The organism is Streptomyces aurantiacus JA 4570, from assembly GCF_000414115.1.
GTDB lineage: Bacteria > Actinomycetota > Actinomycetes > Streptomycetales > Streptomycetaceae > Streptomyces > Streptomyces aurantiacus_A.
Genome location: NZ_AOPZ01000073.1, coordinates 1 through 16,181 on the forward strand (window position 1 = coordinate 1; position 16,181 = coordinate 16,181).

The 16,181-nt window shown below is 70.0% G+C and carries 15 protein-coding genes and 1 pseudogene; 13 read left to right on the forward strand and 3 right to left on the reverse strand.

Going from position 1 to position 16,181, the window contains the following annotated elements; all coding sequences use genetic code 11:
- A pseudogene (locus STRAU_RS09995) lies at window positions 1–939 on the forward strand (hypothetical protein); the annotation flags it as partial.
- Between the two features lie 75 nt (window positions 940–1,014).
- Here STRAU_RS09995 and STRAU_RS10000 read toward each other — a convergent pair.
- A complete protein-coding gene (locus STRAU_RS10000; RefSeq protein ID WP_016640159.1) occupies window positions 1,015–1,371 on the reverse strand; it encodes a PASTA domain-containing protein in 357 nt (118 codons plus the stop codon).
- Window positions 1,372–1,472: 101 nt separating this feature from the next.
- On the reverse strand, window positions 1,473–1,979 hold the full coding sequence (locus STRAU_RS10005; RefSeq protein ID WP_037658529.1) for a GNAT family N-acetyltransferase: 507 nt from the start codon (window positions 1,977–1,979) through the stop codon (window positions 1,473–1,475).
- 187 nt (window positions 1,980–2,166) lie between these two features.
- On the opposite strand from STRAU_RS10005, the gene STRAU_RS10010 reads away from it, so the two are divergent.
- Window positions 2,167–3,450 carry a geranylgeranyl reductase family protein gene (locus STRAU_RS10010; RefSeq protein WP_016640161.1) on the forward strand — a complete coding sequence of 428 codons (1,284 nt, stop codon included), beginning with the start codon at window positions 2,167–2,169 and terminating at the stop codon, window positions 3,448–3,450.
- Between the two features lie 89 nt (window positions 3,451–3,539).
- Here the strand turns inward: STRAU_RS10010 and STRAU_RS10015 are convergent, their stop codons facing one another.
- Window positions 3,540–4,385, reverse strand: a complete 846-nt coding sequence (locus STRAU_RS10015; RefSeq protein WP_078621113.1) for a C40 family peptidase — start codon at window positions 4,383–4,385, stop codon at window positions 3,540–3,542.
- Between the two features lie 727 nt (window positions 4,386–5,112).
- Between STRAU_RS10015 and STRAU_RS10020 the strand changes: the two genes are divergently transcribed.
- Genes STRAU_RS10020 through nuoK form a run of 11 tightly spaced genes read left to right on the forward strand, consistent with a single transcriptional unit; the run spans window position 5,113 to window position 16,167 of the window.
- A complete protein-coding gene (locus STRAU_RS10020; RefSeq protein ID WP_003992243.1) occupies window positions 5,113–5,472 on the forward strand; it encodes an NADH-quinone oxidoreductase subunit A in 360 nt (119 codons plus the stop codon).
- Between the two features lie 13 nt (window positions 5,473–5,485).
- Window positions 5,486–6,040 carry a NuoB/complex I 20 kDa subunit family protein gene (locus STRAU_RS10025; RefSeq protein ID WP_016640165.1) on the forward strand — a complete coding sequence of 185 codons (555 nt, stop codon included), beginning with the start codon at window positions 5,486–5,488 and terminating at the stop codon, window positions 6,038–6,040.
- A complete protein-coding gene (locus STRAU_RS10030) occupies window positions 6,037–6,783 on the forward strand; it encodes an NADH-quinone oxidoreductase subunit C (protein ID WP_016640166.1) in 747 nt (248 codons plus the stop codon). Before STRAU_RS10025 ends, STRAU_RS10030 begins: the two co-directional genes overlap by 4 nt.
- Window positions 6,780–8,114: an NADH-quinone oxidoreductase subunit D gene (locus STRAU_RS10035; protein ID WP_016640167.1), complete on the forward strand. Its 1,335-nt coding sequence runs from the start codon at window positions 6,780–6,782 to the stop codon at window positions 8,112–8,114. Before STRAU_RS10030 ends, STRAU_RS10035 begins: the two co-directional genes overlap by 4 nt.
- Window positions 8,111–8,968 (forward strand): NADH-quinone oxidoreductase subunit NuoE, encoded by an 858-nt coding sequence (gene nuoE, locus STRAU_RS10040; protein WP_016640168.1) that lies wholly within the window; start codon window positions 8,111–8,113, stop codon window positions 8,966–8,968. Before STRAU_RS10035 ends, nuoE begins: the two co-directional genes overlap by 4 nt.
- Window positions 8,968–10,338, forward strand: coding sequence for an NADH-quinone oxidoreductase subunit NuoF (gene nuoF, locus STRAU_RS10045; RefSeq protein ID WP_037658498.1), 1,371 nt, complete (start codon window positions 8,968–8,970; stop codon window positions 10,336–10,338). Before nuoE ends, nuoF begins: the two co-directional genes overlap by 1 nt.
- Complete coding sequence (locus STRAU_RS10050; RefSeq protein ID WP_037658500.1) at window positions 10,335–12,848, forward strand: NADH-quinone oxidoreductase subunit G; 2,514 nt, start codon at window positions 10,335–10,337, stop codon at window positions 12,846–12,848. The genes nuoF and STRAU_RS10050 overlap by 4 nt, the downstream gene beginning before the upstream one ends.
- A complete protein-coding gene (gene nuoH, locus STRAU_RS10055; protein ID WP_016640171.1) occupies window positions 12,848–14,236 on the forward strand; it encodes an NADH-quinone oxidoreductase subunit NuoH in 1,389 nt (462 codons plus the stop codon). The genes STRAU_RS10050 and nuoH overlap by 1 nt, the downstream gene beginning before the upstream one ends.
- Complete coding sequence (gene nuoI, locus STRAU_RS10060; RefSeq protein ID WP_397892060.1) at window positions 14,229–15,008, forward strand: NADH-quinone oxidoreductase subunit NuoI; 780 nt, start codon at window positions 14,229–14,231, stop codon at window positions 15,006–15,008. Before nuoH ends, nuoI begins: the two co-directional genes overlap by 8 nt.
- Complete coding sequence (locus tag STRAU_RS10065; RefSeq protein ID WP_016640173.1) at window positions 15,005–15,871, forward strand: NADH-quinone oxidoreductase subunit J; 867 nt, start codon at window positions 15,005–15,007, stop codon at window positions 15,869–15,871. Before nuoI ends, STRAU_RS10065 begins: the two co-directional genes overlap by 4 nt.
- Window positions 15,868–16,167 (forward strand): NADH-quinone oxidoreductase subunit NuoK, encoded by a 300-nt coding sequence (gene nuoK / locus STRAU_RS10070; protein WP_016640174.1) that lies wholly within the window; start codon window positions 15,868–15,870, stop codon window positions 16,165–16,167. The genes STRAU_RS10065 and nuoK overlap by 4 nt, the downstream gene beginning before the upstream one ends.
- Window positions 16,168–16,181: the final 14 nt, after the last annotated feature.

Here is a 16,181-nt window from a genome sequence, read left to right on the forward strand (position 1 = left end):
CACGGCGGCCCGGCGGCCTCAGCCCCGGCCCCGGCCCCGGCGCCGGGACCCCCGGCGTCCTACGGCGCCCCGCCCCACGGCACGCCACCCCACGGCCCCGCCCCGTACGACCCCCACGCCTTCCAACTCGGCCACCCCGGAACCCCGGGGCCCGCTTCACGGGGGCCGCGCGGTCGCGCGGGCGTCTGGGTGGCCACGCTCGCCGGAGCCCTCGTCGTCGGCGGCGGTGCCGCGGCGGGCATCCTGCTCTGGCAGGACAACGGCGACGACAAGTCGGACGCCAAGGGCAAGGACGACCGGCCGGCCGTCAGCCGTACCGAGGAGCCGCCCCAGGAGCCGTCTTCGGACGTCCCGACGGAAGGGGTCGCGCCCACGCCGCCCGGCTCGCCGACGGACACCGGCGACGCGGACGGTGGCACGGACGGGGGCACGGACGGAGGCACGGACGACAGTGCCACCGACAGCACCGACGACGCCCCCGTGCCCGCCGGTTCGAAGCGCGTGACCGACACGATGGGCTTCTCCTTCGCGGTCCCCGACGGCTGGACCCGGGAGCGCGGCGACAACCCGACGCAGATCACGTACGCGGGCCTGACGGGGCCGGAGAACTTCCAGATCGGCGTCATCGACAACGCCGGCTACACCTCGTACGGAAACCTCAAGAACATGGAGGTGCACGCCAAGAAGGACCCGGACAAGTCGGACTACCGGCGCCTCCGCCTGGAGGACACCACCTTCCAGGCGCGCCCGGCCGCGGTCTGGGAGTACACGTACAAGGACCGCGCGGACCGCACCATCCACGCGATCAACCACAGCTACATCGCCGACAACGGCACGGAGTACGCGCTCCAGCTCTCCTGGCGCGAGGACTTCTGGCCGGCCGGGCACGGCGCGAAGACGCATCAGACGGCGCTCGACACCTGGCACCTCACCGGCTAGCGCCCGGGGCACCGGCCGGCGCTTCGGCGTACGGCACTTCGAGGCGGCGCACGCCCCAGGCGCGCGCCGCCTCCGTCACGTCCCGCCGACGACCCCCACCTCCGGCTGCCCCGGTTCGTCCAGCTCCCGCCGGAGCCCGCCGCCGGGAGGCGCCGGGCACCGCGGCTCACGCACGCCCGCGCCGCCCCCGCCCTCCTGCGGGCCCGCGTCGAACCACACGGTCACGACGGCGCCGCGCGGGATCTCGGCGTCCGGCGGGGGGTATTGGCGTACGACGTAGTCGAGGACCAGGTCGTGGAAGTCGGGCCGGTCGGGCGCCGTGAGCCGGACGCCGTGCCGGGCGGCCGTCTCGCGCGCGTCCATCGCCATCAGGCCGACGAAGCGCGGTACGCGCACGTCCGGCGCCCCGGCGGGCCCGGGTGTCTTCGGCACAGGCGTCACCCCCCAGCGGTATGAGGCCCCCAGCGGTATGAGGCAGGGTAGCCGCGCCACGGGCGACCACAACCCCGAACGGCCACGCCCCCGGGCGCCCGCTACAGCGTGAGCCGGTAGCAGTACGCCGTCACGCCCGTGCTGGGCGAGGTGAACGTCTCCGCGCGCTCCATCCCGAGGCGCCGCGCGACCGCCATCGACCGTTCGTTGCGTATGTCGATCATCGCGACCACCGACCGCACGCCCGCCGCCCGCACCCGCTCCAGCGTCGCCCGCGCCGCCGCGGTCGCGTACCCGCGCCCCCATGCCGCGCGCGCGAGGCGCCAGCCGATCTCGATCTCGCCCGTCGGCCCCCACTCCCGGGGCCACGGCATGGCGCCCGCGAAGCCCACCGGTTCGCCCTCGGGGTCGAGCAGGGTCCACAGGCAGAAGCCGAGTTCGGCGTCGTGTCTGCGCTGTCGCGCGGTCAGCTCCTCGTACGTCGAACGCTCCCCGCTCCAGCCGCCGACGAACTCCATGACCTCCGGGTCGTCGAAAAGACGGTGCCAGACGAAGGCGTCCTCGTCGGTCGGGACGCGCAGCCGGACGGCCGGGCCCGCGACGCCCACGGCGCCCGTGCCGTTCGCGGCGCCCGCGTCACTCACGGCGCCCGCTTCGTTCACGGGGCTTACGTCGCTCACGTCGCTCACATCGCTCACAAGTGGCCCTTCGCCTGGTTGATCGGTACCGCCTCATAGACTGCCCATATCCCGTGCCCGTCGGCACACAGATTTCGAGCCTTGGGGAGAACCCGCCGTGACCGAGCCCCTCTCCGAACACACCGCTGACGTCATCGTCGTCGGGGCCGGGCCAGCCGGTTCGACCACCGCGTACTACCTGGCGAAGGCGGGACTCGACGTACTCCTCCTCGAAAAGACCGCCTTCCCACGGGAGAAGGTCTGCGGCGACGGCCTCACGCCCCGCGCCACCAAGCAGCTCGTGTCGATGGGAATCGACATCTCCGAAGAGGCGGGCTGGCTGCGGAACAAGGGCCTCCGCATCATCGGAGGCGGCTCCCGGCTGCAACTGGATTGGCCGGAACTCGCCTCTTACCCCGACTACGGACTCGTACGGAAGCGCGACGACTTCGACGAACAGCTCGCCCGGCAGGCGCAGAAGGCGGGCGCGCGGCTGCACGAGCGCTGCAACGTGGGCGCCCCGATCATCGACGACCGCACCGGCCGCATCACCGGCGTGCACGCCAAGCTCGGCGAGGACAAGACGCCGGTGACCTTCCACGCGCCGCTGGTCGTGGCCGCGGACGGCAACTCCACGCGGCTCTCGCTCGCGATGGGCCTGCACCGCCGCGAGGACCGCCCGATGGGCGTCGCGGTGCGTACGTACTTCACGTCGCCGCGCCACGACGACGACTACCTGGAGTCCTGGCTGGAACTGTGGGACCGGCGCGGCGCCGAGGACCGTCTCCTCCCCGGCTACGGCTGGATCTTCGGCATGGGCGACGGCACGTCGAATGTCGGCCTGGGCGTCCTGAACACGTCCGCCGCCTTCAAGGAGCTCGACTGGCGCGAGATCCTCAAGGCGTGGTGCGCCTCGATGCCCGAGGACTGGGGCTACACGCCCGAGAACATGACCATGCCCATCCGCGGCGCCGCCCTGCCGATGGCCTTCAACCGCCAGCCGCACTACACCCGCGGGCTGCTGCTCGTCGGTGACGCGGGCGGCCTGGTCAACCCGTTCAACGGCGAGGGCATCGCGTACGCCATGGAGTCCGGCCAGATCGCGGCCGACGTCATCGTGCAGGCACACGCCCGCGCCACGCCCGCCCAGCGCGAACTGGCCCTCCACGACTACCCGAAGACGCTCAAGGAGGTCTACGGCGGCTACTACACGCTCGGCCGCGCCTTCGTGAAGCTCATCGGCAACCCGAAGGTCATGAAGATCGCCACCCAGCGGGGCCTCACCCACCCGATGCTGATGAAGTTCACCCTGAAGATGCTGGCGAACCTCACGGACCCGCGGGGCGGCGACGCGATGGACCGCATCATCAACGGCCTGAGCAAGGTGGCCCCGAAGGCCTGACCTGGCCCCTGGGCCGCACGTCGAAGGGCCGGAACCCCGCTGGGGGGTTCCGGCCCTTCGTGTGTACGTGGAGGACGTACGGGAAGCCGTCAGAGGACGCGCACAGCACCCGAGGCCGGGTAACCGGAGAGGTCCTGGATGACGACGCCCTTGCTGGGGTTCGCGGCGTCGAGGTACTGGCCGCCGCCGATGTACACGCCGACGTGGTACGCGGAGCCCTTGCCGCCCCAGTACAGGATGTCGCCGACCTGCAGGTTGGAGGTGCCGACCTCGGTGCCGACGGTCGACTGGCTCTGCGAGACGCGCGGCAGGTCCACGCCCGCCTGCTTGAACGCGGCCTGGACGAGGCTGGAGCAGTCCCACGCGTTGGGGCCCGAGGCGCCCATGACGTACGCGTCGCCGAGCTGCGCCTTGAGGAAGCTGATGACCGTCGCGACGCTGCCGCTGGCGGGCGCGGAGGGCGTGGAGGCTTCGGAGGAGGAACCCGAGGACGAGCCGCCGCCGGTGGAGGGCGCGGAGGCCGTGCTGAGGCGGGTGCGCTCGGAGTCGCGCGCGGCGCGCTCCTGCGCGGCCTTGCGCTTGGCCTCGGCCTCGGCCTTCTTCTTGGCCTCCGCCTTCTTCTTGGCCTCGGCCTGGTCCTGAGCGGCCTGCTTGGCGGCCTTCACGGCCGCGGCGTCCTGCTGGGCGCGGGCCTCGTAGCTGTCGGCGGTCTGCGCGGTGGCGTCCGCCGACTGGGCGATCTGCGCGGACAGATCAGCCGTCAGGGTGGGCAGTTCGATGGTCTCGGTCACCGGCTCGGCGGCGTTCGCCGTACCAGCGGCGCCGGCCACTGCCAGGGTGCTGAGGACGCCACCGGCAACTCCGGCGCGCAGAGCCATCTTCGACGCGCTGCGGCGGGGCTTCCGGTGGCTGGGTATGTGAGCGGTGTGGGACATGAGAACAACCGCTATCAGGGACACACGGTTCCCTTCAAGAAACGTGTGCTGCGCCACAGTTGCCCGGTGAGCTGCTGAATCCCGGGCGTGTCGCTTCTTATTGACGCCGTAACGGGCAATGCGGACAGTCGTGATCACGCCTGTGATCATGGGTTTTCTGTGTTACGCCCGAATTGCCCGTGGACTACCACCAGGTGAGCCGGTTGGCCAAGCCCGGTTGTTTGCCCACCAGTTCGGGTGTGGCGCAGGTCACCTCGGGGGGTCCGTTGCACCTCGCCGAGACCTGGCCGAGACCCGACCGAGATCTTCCGGTGGATTCCGCCGGTCGACTCGTGAATCGGTGCACACGTCCACCCACGTCCACATCTCTGCCGCCAAAGTGTGAACGCGCTCCTCTATCAAGTGATCATGTCCAGCGCCAATTTGCCTGTAGCGACCATCCCTTGATAGTGCAACCCCGCCCCGACCAGGGGTGACGCGCCGAGATGTCACCTCTGGTGATCACTCAGGCGCTTCGCGTACGAAGATCACCGCTCATCCGACTTCATGATCCTTCGTCAGGTGGTGGAGATCACAAAGCCGTTGTCGCACCCCGTGTCGCAGATCACAGACCGGCAGGCATAAGATGCGGGGCAGTTGGGCTTGTGACCTGCTTCACATGTAAGCGATCTTCGCGAGCCCGACGCAACCGCCAGCAGTCAGTGCCGACTGAGAGGAGCGAGGAGCGGTGAACGCCTATGCGCCCATCCTCGTACTGGGAGCCCTCGGGGCAGGCTTTGCGATCTTCTCCGTGGTCATGGCCACGCTTATCGGTCCAAAGCGGTACAACCGCGCGAAGCTCGAAGCCTATGAATGCGGGATCGAGCCGACCCCCACGCCGGCCGGCGGCGGGCGCTTCCCCATCAAGTACTACCTGACGGCGATGCTCTTCATCGTCTTCGACATCGAGATCGTCTTTCTCTACCCCTGGGCCGTCACCTTCGACGCCCTGGGGATTTTCGGGCTCGTGGAGATGCTGCTCTTCGTGCTCACCGTCTTCGTCGCCTACGCGTACGTATGGCGGCGCGGCGGCCTGGAATGGGACTGAGGAGCCACTGAGCATGGGACTCGAAGAGAAACTGCCGAGCGGATTCCTGCTGACCACCGTCGAGCAGGCCGCAGGGTGGGTGCGCAAGTCATCCGTCTTTCCCGCCACGTTCGGGCTCGCGTGCTGCGCCATCGAGATGATGACGACCGGCGCCGGGCGGTACGACCTGGCGCGCTTCGGCATGGAGGTCTTCCGCGGCTCACCGCGCCAGGCGGACCTGATGATCGTGGCCGGGCGGGTGAGCCAGAAGATGGCGCCCGTCCTGCGCCAGGTCTACGACCAGATGCCGAACCCCAAATGGGTCATCTCCATGGGGGTCTGCGCATCCTCGGGCGGAATGTTCAACAATTACGCGATTGTGCAGGGCGTCGACCATGTCGTCCCGGTGGATATCTATTTGCCCGGCTGCCCGCCCCGGCCCGAGATGTTGATGGACGCCATTCTCAAGCTGCACCAGAAGATCCAGACCTCCAAGCTCGGCGTGAACGCCGAGGAAGCGGCCCGCGAGGCGGAGGAGGCGGCCCTCAAGGCACTCCCCACCATTGAGATGAAGGGGCTGCTGCGGTGAGCGAGAAGCACCCGAACGGCGAGGGCACGCCCGGCGGCGAGCCCCTGAACGGCAACGGCGTCCCGGCCCCGCGCGACGCCTCACCGGAGGTCATCGGCGTACGCAGGGGCATGTTCGGCGCCGAGAACGGCGGCGACACCTCCGGGTACGGCGGCCTCGTCCGCACCATCACGCTGCCCGGCGCCACCTCGCGCCCCTACGGCGGCTGGTTCGACGAAGTCGCCGACGAACTCGAAGGCGCCCTGGAGGAACAGGGACTCGTCCCCGAGAACGCCATCGAGAAGACCGTCGTCGACCGCGACGAGCTCACCTTCCACATCGCGCGCGAGCACCTCGTCCGGGTGGCCCGCACCCTGCGCGACGACCCGGCGCTGCGCTTCGAGCTGTGCACCGGCGTCTCCGGAGTGCACTTCCTCGGCGACAAGGGCCGCGAGCTGCACGCCGTCTACCACCTGCGCTCGATCACCCACAACCGCCTGATCCGCCTCGAAGTCAGCGCCCCGGACGCCGATCCGCACGTCCCCTCGCTGGTCGCGGTCTATCCGACCAACGACTGGCACGAGCGCGAGACGTACGACTTCTTCGGCCTGATCTTCGACGGCCATCCGGCCCTCACGCGGATCATGATGCCGGACGACTGGCAGGGCTTCCCGCAGCGCAAGGACTACCCCCTCGGCGGCATCCCCGTCGAATACAAGGGCGCCCAGATCCCGGCTCCGGACCAGCGGAGGTCGTACTCGTGACCGCTCCCCACTCAACGCCCCACGCGACTCCCCGCGCCACGACGGAAGGCACCGTCTACACGGTCACCGGCGGCGACTGGGACGAAGTCGTCCAGTCCGCGGCGAGGGCCGACGACGAGCGCATCGTCGTCAACATGGGCCCCCAGCACCCCTCCACGCACGGCGTGCTCCGGCTCATCCTGGAGATCGAGGGCGAGACGGTGTCCGAGGCCCGCTGCGGCATCGGCTATCTGCACACGGGCATCGAGAAGAACCTCGAATACCGCACCTGGACCCAGGGCACCACGTTCGTCACACGCATGGACTACCTGACGTCCTTCTACAACGAGACGGCCTACTGCCTGGGCGTCGAGAAGCTGCTCGGCATCGAGGACCAGATCCCCGACCGCGCGACCGTCCTGCGGGTGCTCCTGATGGAGCTGAACCGGATGTCCTCGCACCTGGTGTGCATCGCCACCGGCGGCATGGAACTCGGCGCGACGACGATCATGATCTACGGCTTCCGTGATCGTGAACTCATTCTCGACATCTACGAGCTGATCACCGGCCTGCGCATGAACCACGCGTACATCCGGCCCGGCGGACTCGCCCAGGACCTGCCGCCCGGCGCGGTGGACCAGATCCGCGAGTTCGTGAAGAAGATGCACAAGAACCTTCCGGAGTACGACAAGCTCGCCACCGGAAACCCCATCTTCAAGGCCCGCATGCAGGACGTCGGCTACCTCGACCTGGCCGGCTGCATGGCCCTCGGCGCCACCGGCCCGGTCCTGCGCTCGGCCGGCCTCCCGCACGACCTGCGCAAGGCCCAGCCCTACTGCGGCTACGAGACGTACGACTTCGACGTCCCCACCGCCGACACCTGCGACTCCTACGGGCGCTTCCTGATCCGCCTGGAGGAGATGCGGCAGTCGCTGCGCATCGTCGAGCAGTGCCTGGACCGGCTCGAGCCCGGCCCCGTCATGGTCGCCGACAAGAAGATCGCCTGGCCCGCCCAACTGGCCCTCGGCCCGGACGGCCTCGGCAACTCGCTCGACCACATCAAGAAGATCATGGGCACCTCCATGGAGGCCCTGATCCACCACTTCAAGCTGGTGACGGAGGGCTTCCGGGTCCCGCCCGGCCAGGCCTACGCCGCCGTGGAGTCGCCCAAGGGCGAACTCGGCGTGCACGTCGTCTCCGACGGCGGCACCCGCCCCTACCGGGTCCACTTCCGGGACCCGTCCTTCACCAATCTGCAGGCCATGGCGGCGATGTGCGAGGGCGGCCAGGTCGCCGACGTCATCGTCGCCGTCGCGTCCATCGACCCCGTGATGGGAGGCGTCGACCGGTGACCACCAGTTCCCCCGAGGGCGTCAGCCTGGGCATGCCCCAACTGCCCCCGCCGGACTACCCGGACGACGTCCGCGCCCGCCTCGACGCCGACGCGCGCGAGATCGTCGCCCGCTACCCCGACTCCCGCTCGGCACTCCTGCCGCTGCTGCACCTGGTGCAGGCGGAGGAGGGACACGTGACGCGCACCGGCATGCAGTTCTGCGCGGACACGCTGGACCTGACCACTGCGGAGGTGACGGCGGTCGCGACCTTCTACTCCATGTACCGCCGCAAGCCGTCCGGTGACTACCAGGTCGGCGTCTGCACCAACACGCTCTGCGCGGTCATGGGCGGCGACGCCATCTTCGAGGCCCTCCAGGAGCACCTGGGCGTCGGCAACGGCGAGACCACCGACGACGGCAAGGTGACGCTGGAGCACATCGAGTGCAACGCCGCCTGCGACTTCGCGCCCGTGGTGATGGTCAACTGGGAGTTCTTCGACAACCAGACCCCGGGCAGCGCCAAGCGCCTCGTCGACGACCTGCGCTCCGGCGCCCAGGTCGAACCGACCCGCGGCGCCCCGCTGTGCACCTTCAAGGAGACGGCGCGGATCCTGGCGGGCTTCCCCGACGAGCGCGCGGGCGCCGTCGAGGCGAGCGGCGGCGCGGGCCCCGCCTCACTGATCGGACTGCGCCTGGCCAAGGGCGAGGCACCCCCCGCGCGCGTGGTCCACCCGCGTACGGGCGGACCGGAGGGCACCCAGCCGCACGAGCCGTCTCCCACCGAGCACCTCAGCTCGCACGACGCGCCGCAGAAGACCTCGGCCTCCGACCCGGCCCACCCGGCCGGACCGACCGCCGAGGAGGGGGAGTGATGACGTTGGCCGCCGAGATCGACAACGAGACCAGCCCGGAGAAGCTGCTCGCGCCGGTGCTTTCGGCCTTCTGGGACGAGGACAAGTCCTGGACGCTGGACACCTACCGCCGCCACGACGGCTACGAGGGACTGCGCAAGGCTCTCGCCATGGCGCCGGACGACCTGATCGCCTACGTGAAGGACTCCGGCCTGCGCGGCCGCGGCGGCGCGGGCTTCCCCACGGGAATGAAGTGGCAGTTCATTCCGCAGGGCGACGGCAAACCGCACTATCTAGTTGTCAACGCCGACGAGTCGGAGCCCGGGACCTGCAAGGACATCCCGCTCCTCTTCGCGAACCCGCACAGCCTCATCGAGGGCATCGTGATCGCCTGTTACGCGATCCGGTCTTCGCATGCGTTCATCTATCTGCGTGGTGAAGTCGTCCCCGTGCTGCGGCGGCTGCACGAAGCCGTGCGTGAGGCATACGCGGCGGGCTATCTCGGCACGAACGTGCTGGGCAGCGGACTCGACCTCGAACTCACCGTGCACGCGGGCGCGGGCGCGTACATCTGCGGTGAGGAGACCGCGCTGCTCGACTCGCTGGAAGGCCGCCGTGGCCAGCCGCGACTCCGTCCCCCTTTCCCCGCGGTCGCGGGCCTCTACGCGTGCCCCACTGTTGTCAACAACGTCGAGTCCATCGCGTCGGTTCCCGCGATCCTGCATCGCGGGAAAGACTGGTTCAAATCGATGGGCAGCGAGAAGTCGCCCGGCTTCACGCTCTATTCGCTCAGCGGGCACGTCGCCTCGCCCGGCCAGTACGAGGCGCCGCTCGGCATCACGCTGCGCCAGCTCCTCGACATGAGCGGTGGCATGCGGCCCGGCCACCGCCTCAAGTTCTGGACGCCCGGCGGCTCTTCGACGCCGATGTTCACCGACGAGCACCTCGACGTGCCGCTCGACTACGAGGGCGTGGGCGCCGCCGGATCCATGCTCGGCACCAAGGCCCTGCAGTGCTTCGACGAGACGACCTGCGTGGTGCGGGCCGTGACGCGCTGGACCGAGTTCTACGCCCACGAGTCCTGCGGCAAGTGCACGCCCTGCCGCGAAGGGACGTACTGGCTCGTGCAGTTGCTGCGCGACATCGAGGCCGGCAAGGGCGTCATGTCCGACCTCGACAAGCTGAACGACATCGCCGACAACATCAACGGCAAGTCCTTCTGCGCCCTCGGCGACGGCGCCGCCTCGCCGATCTTCTCCTCACTCAAGTACTTCCGCGAGGAGTACGAGCAGCACATCACCGGCAGGGGCTGCCCCTTCGACCCCGCCAAGTCGACGCTCTGGGCCGACCGGAGCGGCCGGTCCGACACGCACACGGAGGTGAACGCATGACAGTGACCACCAATAGCGCTCCCTCCGGGGGCGGAGAGCCGGCCGTTCCGCCGGAGGACCTGGTCTCGCTCACGATCGACGGCATCGAGATCAGCGTCCCCAAGGGCACGCTGGTGATCCGCGCCGCCGAACTCCTCGGCATCGAGATCCCGCGCTTCTGCGACCACCCGCTGCTCGACCCGGCCGGCGCCTGCCGCCAGTGCATCGTCGAGGTGGAGGGCCAGCGCAAGCCGATGGCCTCCTGCACCATCACGTGCACCGACGGCATGGTGGTGAAGTCGCAACTGACGTCCCCGGTGGCGGAGAAGGCGCAGCGCGGTGTGATGGAGCTGCTGCTCATCAACCATCCGCTGGACTGCCCGGTCTGCGACAAGGGTGGCGAGTGCCCGCTGCAGAATCAGGCCATGCAGGTCGGTGACCCGGACACCCGCTTCGAGGGCAAGAAGCGCACGTTCGAGAAGCCCGTGCCGATCTCCACGCAGGTCCTGCTCGACCGCGAGCGGTGCGTGCTGTGCGCGCGCTGCACCCGCTTCTCCAACCAGATCGCGGGCGACCCGATGATCGAACTCCTGGAGCGCGGGGCCCTCCAGCAGGTGGGCACGGGCGAGGGCGACCCCTTCGAGTCGTACTTCTCCGGGAACACCATCCAGATCTGCCCGGTGGGCGCGCTCACGTCGGCCGCCTACCGCTTCCGGTCGCGCCCCTTCGACCTGGTGTCGTCGCCTTCGGTGTGCGAGCACTGCGCGGGCGGCTGCGCGACGCGTACGGACCACCGGCGCGGCAAGGTCATGCGGCGGCTCGCGCAGGACGACCCCGAGGTCAACGAGGAGTGGATCTGCGACAAGGGGCGCTTCGGCTTCCGCTACGCGCAGAAGCCGGACCGCCTGACCACGCCCCTGGTGCGCGACGCCGACTCCGGAGAGCTCGAACCGGCGTCCTGGCCCGAGGCGTTGGAGGCTGCCGCCAAGGGGCTCGCGGCCGCGCGCGGGCGTGCCGGGGTGCTGACCGGCGGGCGGCTCACCGTGGAGGACGCCTACGCGTACAGCAAGTACGCGCGCGTGGTACTCGACACGAACGACATCGACTTCCGCGCGCGGGTGCACTCCAGCGAGGAGGCCGACTTCCTCGCGGCACGCGTCGCCGGGCGCGGCCGTGACCTCGACGGCGGCGGAGTGACGTACACCGCCCTGGAGAAGGCGCCCGCCGTCCTGCTCGTCGGCCTGGAGTCCGAGGAGGAGGCGCCCGGCGTCTTCCTGCGGCTGCGCAAGGCATGGCGCAAGCACGGGCAGCGCAGCTTCTCGCTCGCCACGTACGCGACCCGCGGTCTGGCGAAGGCCGGCGGCACGCTGCTGCCCGCCGCGCCCGGCACCGAGACCGAGTGGCTGGACGCGCTCGCGGCCGGCGTCGGCCTGGACGAGGACGGCACGCGGGCCGCAGATGCGCTGCGCGCCGAAGGTGCCGTCATCGTCGTCGGGGAGCGGCTCGCGGCCGTACCGGGCGCCCTCACCGCCGCCGTACGGGCCGCCTCTGCGACCGGCGCCCAGCTGGTGTGGATCCCGCGTCGCGCGGGCGAGCGCGGTGCCGTCGAGGCCGGCGCGGTGCCGTCGCTTCTTCCGGGCGGCCGTCCGGCCACCGACCCGCGCGCGCGGGTCGAGGTCGCCGGTGTCTGGGGCGTCGCCGAACTCCCGCACCGCTACGGCCGCGACACCGGCCAGATCGTCGAGGCCGCCGCCACCGGCGAGCTGGGCGCCCTGCTCGTCGCGGGCGTGGAGGTCGCCGACCTGCCCGACCCGGCGCGCGCGCGTGAGGCACTCGACGCGGTCGGCTTCCTGGTCTCGCTGGAGCTGCGGCCGAGCGAGGTGACGGAACGTGCCGACGTGGTGCTTCCCGTGGCCGCCGTCGCCGAGAAGCCCGGCACCTTCCTCAACTGGGAAGGCAGGGCCCGGCTTTTCGAAGCGGCGCTCAAGCCGGACCACATGACACGCTGGCTCGCCCCGTCCGACGCGCGCGTGCTGCACATGCTGGCCGACGCGGGCGACGTCCAGCTGGGCCTGCCCGACCTGCTGAGCATCCGGCGTGAGCTGGACCGGCTCGGCGGCTGGGACGGGCCGCACGCGACGGAGCCTTTGGAGACGGCGGTCCAGCCGCCCCGGCCCGCCGCCGGGGAAGCCGTCCTCGCGGGCCACCGGCTGCTGCTCGACCAGGGCCGTCTCCAGGAGGGCGACGACGCGCTCGCCGGGACGCGGCACCCGGCGGTGGCCCGGCTCTCGGCGGCCACCGCGGCCGAGGCGGGCGTCAAGGACGGAGACGCGCTCGCCGTCACCGGCTCCGCGGGCGTGACCACGCTGCCGCTGCTGGTCACGCGGATGCCCGACCGCGTGGTCTGGCTGCCGCTGAACTCGGCCGGGGGAGGCGTCACTTCGGACACCGGCGCCCGGCCCGGCGAAATCGTCCGCATCGGCCCTGCCGTCCTGTCGGCGCCCGCCGGGGCCACGGAGGTGACGTCGTGATGCTTCAGGCAGTGCACACCGCGCAGACAGCGGTGCCCCTGGCGGCCGAAGACCTGTCGATGTTCGGCCGCGACCCCTGGTGGCTCGTCGTCATCAAGGCCGTCTTCTGCTTCGCCTTCCTGATGATCACCGTGCTGTTCTCCATCGTGTGGGAGCGCAAGGTCGTCGCCTGGATGCAGCTGCGCATCGGCCCCAACCGGCACGGCCCCTGGGGCATGCTGCAGTCCCTCGCGGACGGCATCAAGCTGATGCTCAAGGAAGACCTCATCGTCAAGCGCGCGGACAAGGTGGTCTACGTCCTCGCGCCGATCGTCGCCGCCATCCCCGCCTTCATGGCGATCGCGGTGATCCCCTTCGGGCCCGCGGGCAACGAGGTCTCGATCTTCGGCCACCGCACCACGATGCAGCTCACCGACCTGCCCATCGCGATGCTTTACATCCTCGCGGTCGCCTCGGTCGGCATCTACGGCATCGTCCTGGCGGGCTGGAGCTCCGGCTCCACGTACCCGCTGCTCGGCGGCCTGCGCTCGTGCGCGCAGATGATCTCGTACGAGATCGCGATGGGCGCCGCGTTCGCCTCGGTGTTCCTGTACTCCGGGTCGATGTCGACGTCGCGGATCGTCGAGGCGCAGGAGGGCCGCTGGTACGTCCTGCTGCTTCCGGTGTCGTTCCTGATCTACATCGTGACGATGATCGGTGAGACCAACCGCGCGCCGTTCGACATGCCGGAGTCCGAGGGCGACCTGGTCGGCGGCTTCAACACCGAGTACTCGTCGATCAAGTTCGCGATGTTCATGCTCGCCGAGTACGTCAACATGGTCACCGTCTCGGCCGTGTCCGTGACCCTCTTCCTGGGTGGCTGGCGGGCCCCGTGGCCCATCAGCACCTTCTGGGAGGGCGCGAACCACGGCTGGTGGCCGATGGCCTGGTTCGTGCTCAAGGTGCAGCTGCTGTTGTTCTTCTTCATCTGGCTGCGCGGCACGCTGCCCCGCGTCCGTTACGACCAGCTGATGAAGCTGGGCTGGAAGGTCCTCATCCCCGTCTCGGTGGTCTGGCTGATGCTCGTCGCCACCGTCCGGGCGCTGCGCAACGAGGACTATGACTTCAGCGAGATCGCGCTCTACGTAGGCGGCGGAGTGCTCGCCCTGTTGTTGCTCTCCGTGCTCGTGGACATCTTCCGCGACAAGCGCGAGAAGCAGGAGGCGGCGGCCGGACCGCCCGCGGAATCCGATGCGTTCGACCCGATGGCCGGGGGATTCCCGGTGCCGCCGCTGCCCGGACAGAGCCTGCCGCCGGTGCCGCGGCGACGCCCGCGCCACGAGCGGGAGTTGATTGTCAGTGGTGGGCCCGATACTCAAAGTGACGGAAAGGAGGCGTCCGATGGCTGAGCAGTCGAACATGCCGGACCGGCCGGAGCACTCGCAGCTGCCCGAGCAGCAGGCGGCCGACCCGCAGCAGTCGAATCAGTCCAACCAGGGGTTCCAGAACCCCGTCGCGGGCTTCGGCGTGACCTTCAAGGCCATGTTCAAGAAGCGGCTGACCGAGCAGTATCCGGAGCAGCAGAAGACCACCGCTCCCCGGTTCCACGGCCGGCACCAGCTCAACCGCCATCCGGACGGCCTGGAGAAGTGCGTCGGCTGCGAGCTGTGCGCCTGGGCCTGTCCCGCGGACGCCATCTACGTGGAGGGCGCGGACAACACCGAGGAGGAGCGCTACTCCCCGGGCGAGCGGTACGGCCGCGTCTATCAGATCAACTACGCCCGCTGCATCCTGTGCGGCCTGTGCATCGAGGCGTGCCCCACGCGCGCGTTGACGATGACGAACGAATTCGAGCTGGCCGACAGCAGCCGCGAGAACCTCATCTACACCAAGGAGCAGCTCCTCGCCGGCCTCGAAGAGGGCATGGTCGACGCGCCGCACGCGATCTACCCCGGCATGGACGAGGGCGACTACTACCGCGGCCTGGTCACGCAGGCCGCGCCGGGCACGGTGCCGCAAGCCGCCGTCTCCCGCGGCGAGAAGCCGGCCTCCGAGGTGACCGTCCCCGAGGGCGTCGGCCCCGAGCCCACCGCCGCCGCGCAGGCCGGATCCGGCCGGGGCGTCTCCGGGAGCGGCCCGTCGGGGGAGCGGCCGTCCGGGGACCGGGGGGTGGGGGCATGACCGACCTCGCGGCCTACACCACCTCCACGGGCGAGGCATTCCAGTTCTGGGTGCTCGGCACGGTCGCCGTGATCGGCGCGCTGTGCACGATCCTCATGAAGAAAGCGGTGCACAGCGCGCTGTGCCTGGCCGGAACCATGATCGTCCTGGCGGTGTTCTACCTCGCCAACGGCGCGTATTTCCTGGGCATCGTCCAGATCGTGGTCTACACGGGCGCGATCATGATGCTGTTCCTCTTCGTGGTCATGCTCGTCGGCGTCACCGCCGCCGACTCCCTGAAGGAGACCATCAAGGGTCAGCGCTGGCTGGCCGCCGTGTGCGGTCTCGGCTTCGCCATCCTGCTGTTCGCGGGCATCGGCAACGCCTCCCTGAAGGACTTCAACGGCCTGGCCAAGGCCAACGAGGGCGGCAACGTGGAGGGCCTCGCGGCCCTCATCTTCACGAAGTACGTCTTCGCCTTCGAGATCACCGGTGCCCTGCTGATCACCGCGACGGTCGGCGCGATGGTCCTCACCCACCGCGAGCGCACGGAGCGCGCCAAGACCCAGCGCGAGCGCTCCGAGGAGCGCGTGCGCGAGGGCAAGCACCTGCCGCCGCTGCCGGCCCCGGGTGTGTACGCCCGGCACAACGCGGTGGACATCGCGGGCCTGCTCCCGGACGGCACGCCGTCGGAGCTCACGGTCAACAAGACGCTGCGCGAGCGCGGCCAGATCCGGGACGTCTCCAGTGAGGCGCTCGACGACCTGCGGGCCCTCGAGCAGCGCGCCACGGACCGCCTGGAGCGGCCGGACCTGCACCGGACGGACACCGGCCGGAACGGCGACGGCGATCGCGCCGAGGAGACCGAGGAGGCGTCGAAGTGAATCCGGTCAACTATCTGTATCTGGCGGCGCTGCTGTTCGCCATCGGCGCCACCGGCGTTCTGATCAGGCGCAACGCCATCGTCGTCTTCATGTGCATCGAGCTGATGCTGAACGCCTGCAACCTCGCGTTCGTCGCCTTCTCCCGGCTGCACGGCAACTTGGACGGCCAGATCATCGCCTTCTTCACGATGGTCGTCGCCGCCGCCGAAGTCGTGGTCGGGCTCGCGATCATCGTGTCGCTGTTCCGCTCCCGCCACTCGGCCTCGGTCGACGACGCCAGCCTGATGAAGCTGTAAGGGGTCGCTAGAAC

Bases quoted from the DNA above. Each gene is read 5' to 3' on its own strand.
- STRAU_RS10015 (WP_078621113.1), bottom strand. From the start codon at position 4,385: ATGTCCCACACCGCTCACATACCCAGCCACCGGAAGCCCCGCCGCAGC.
- STRAU_RS10025 (WP_016640165.1), top strand. From the start codon at position 5,486: ATGGGACTCGAAGAGAAACTGCCGAGCGGATTCCTGCTGACCACCGTC.
- nuoF (WP_037658498.1), top strand. From the start codon at position 8,968: ATGACGTTGGCCGCCGAGATCGACAACGAGACCAGCCCGGAGAAGCTG.
- STRAU_RS10050 (WP_037658500.1), top strand. From the start codon at position 10,335: ATGACAGTGACCACCAATAGCGCTCCCTCCGGGGGCGGAGAGCCGGCC.
- nuoH (WP_016640171.1), top strand. From the start codon at position 12,848: ATGCTTCAGGCAGTGCACACCGCGCAGACAGCGGTGCCCCTGGCGGCC.
- nuoI (WP_397892060.1), top strand. From the start codon at position 14,229: ATGGCTGAGCAGTCGAACATGCCGGACCGGCCGGAGCACTCGCAGCTG.
- STRAU_RS10065 (WP_016640173.1), top strand. From the start codon at position 15,005: ATGACCGACCTCGCGGCCTACACCACCTCCACGGGCGAGGCATTCCAG.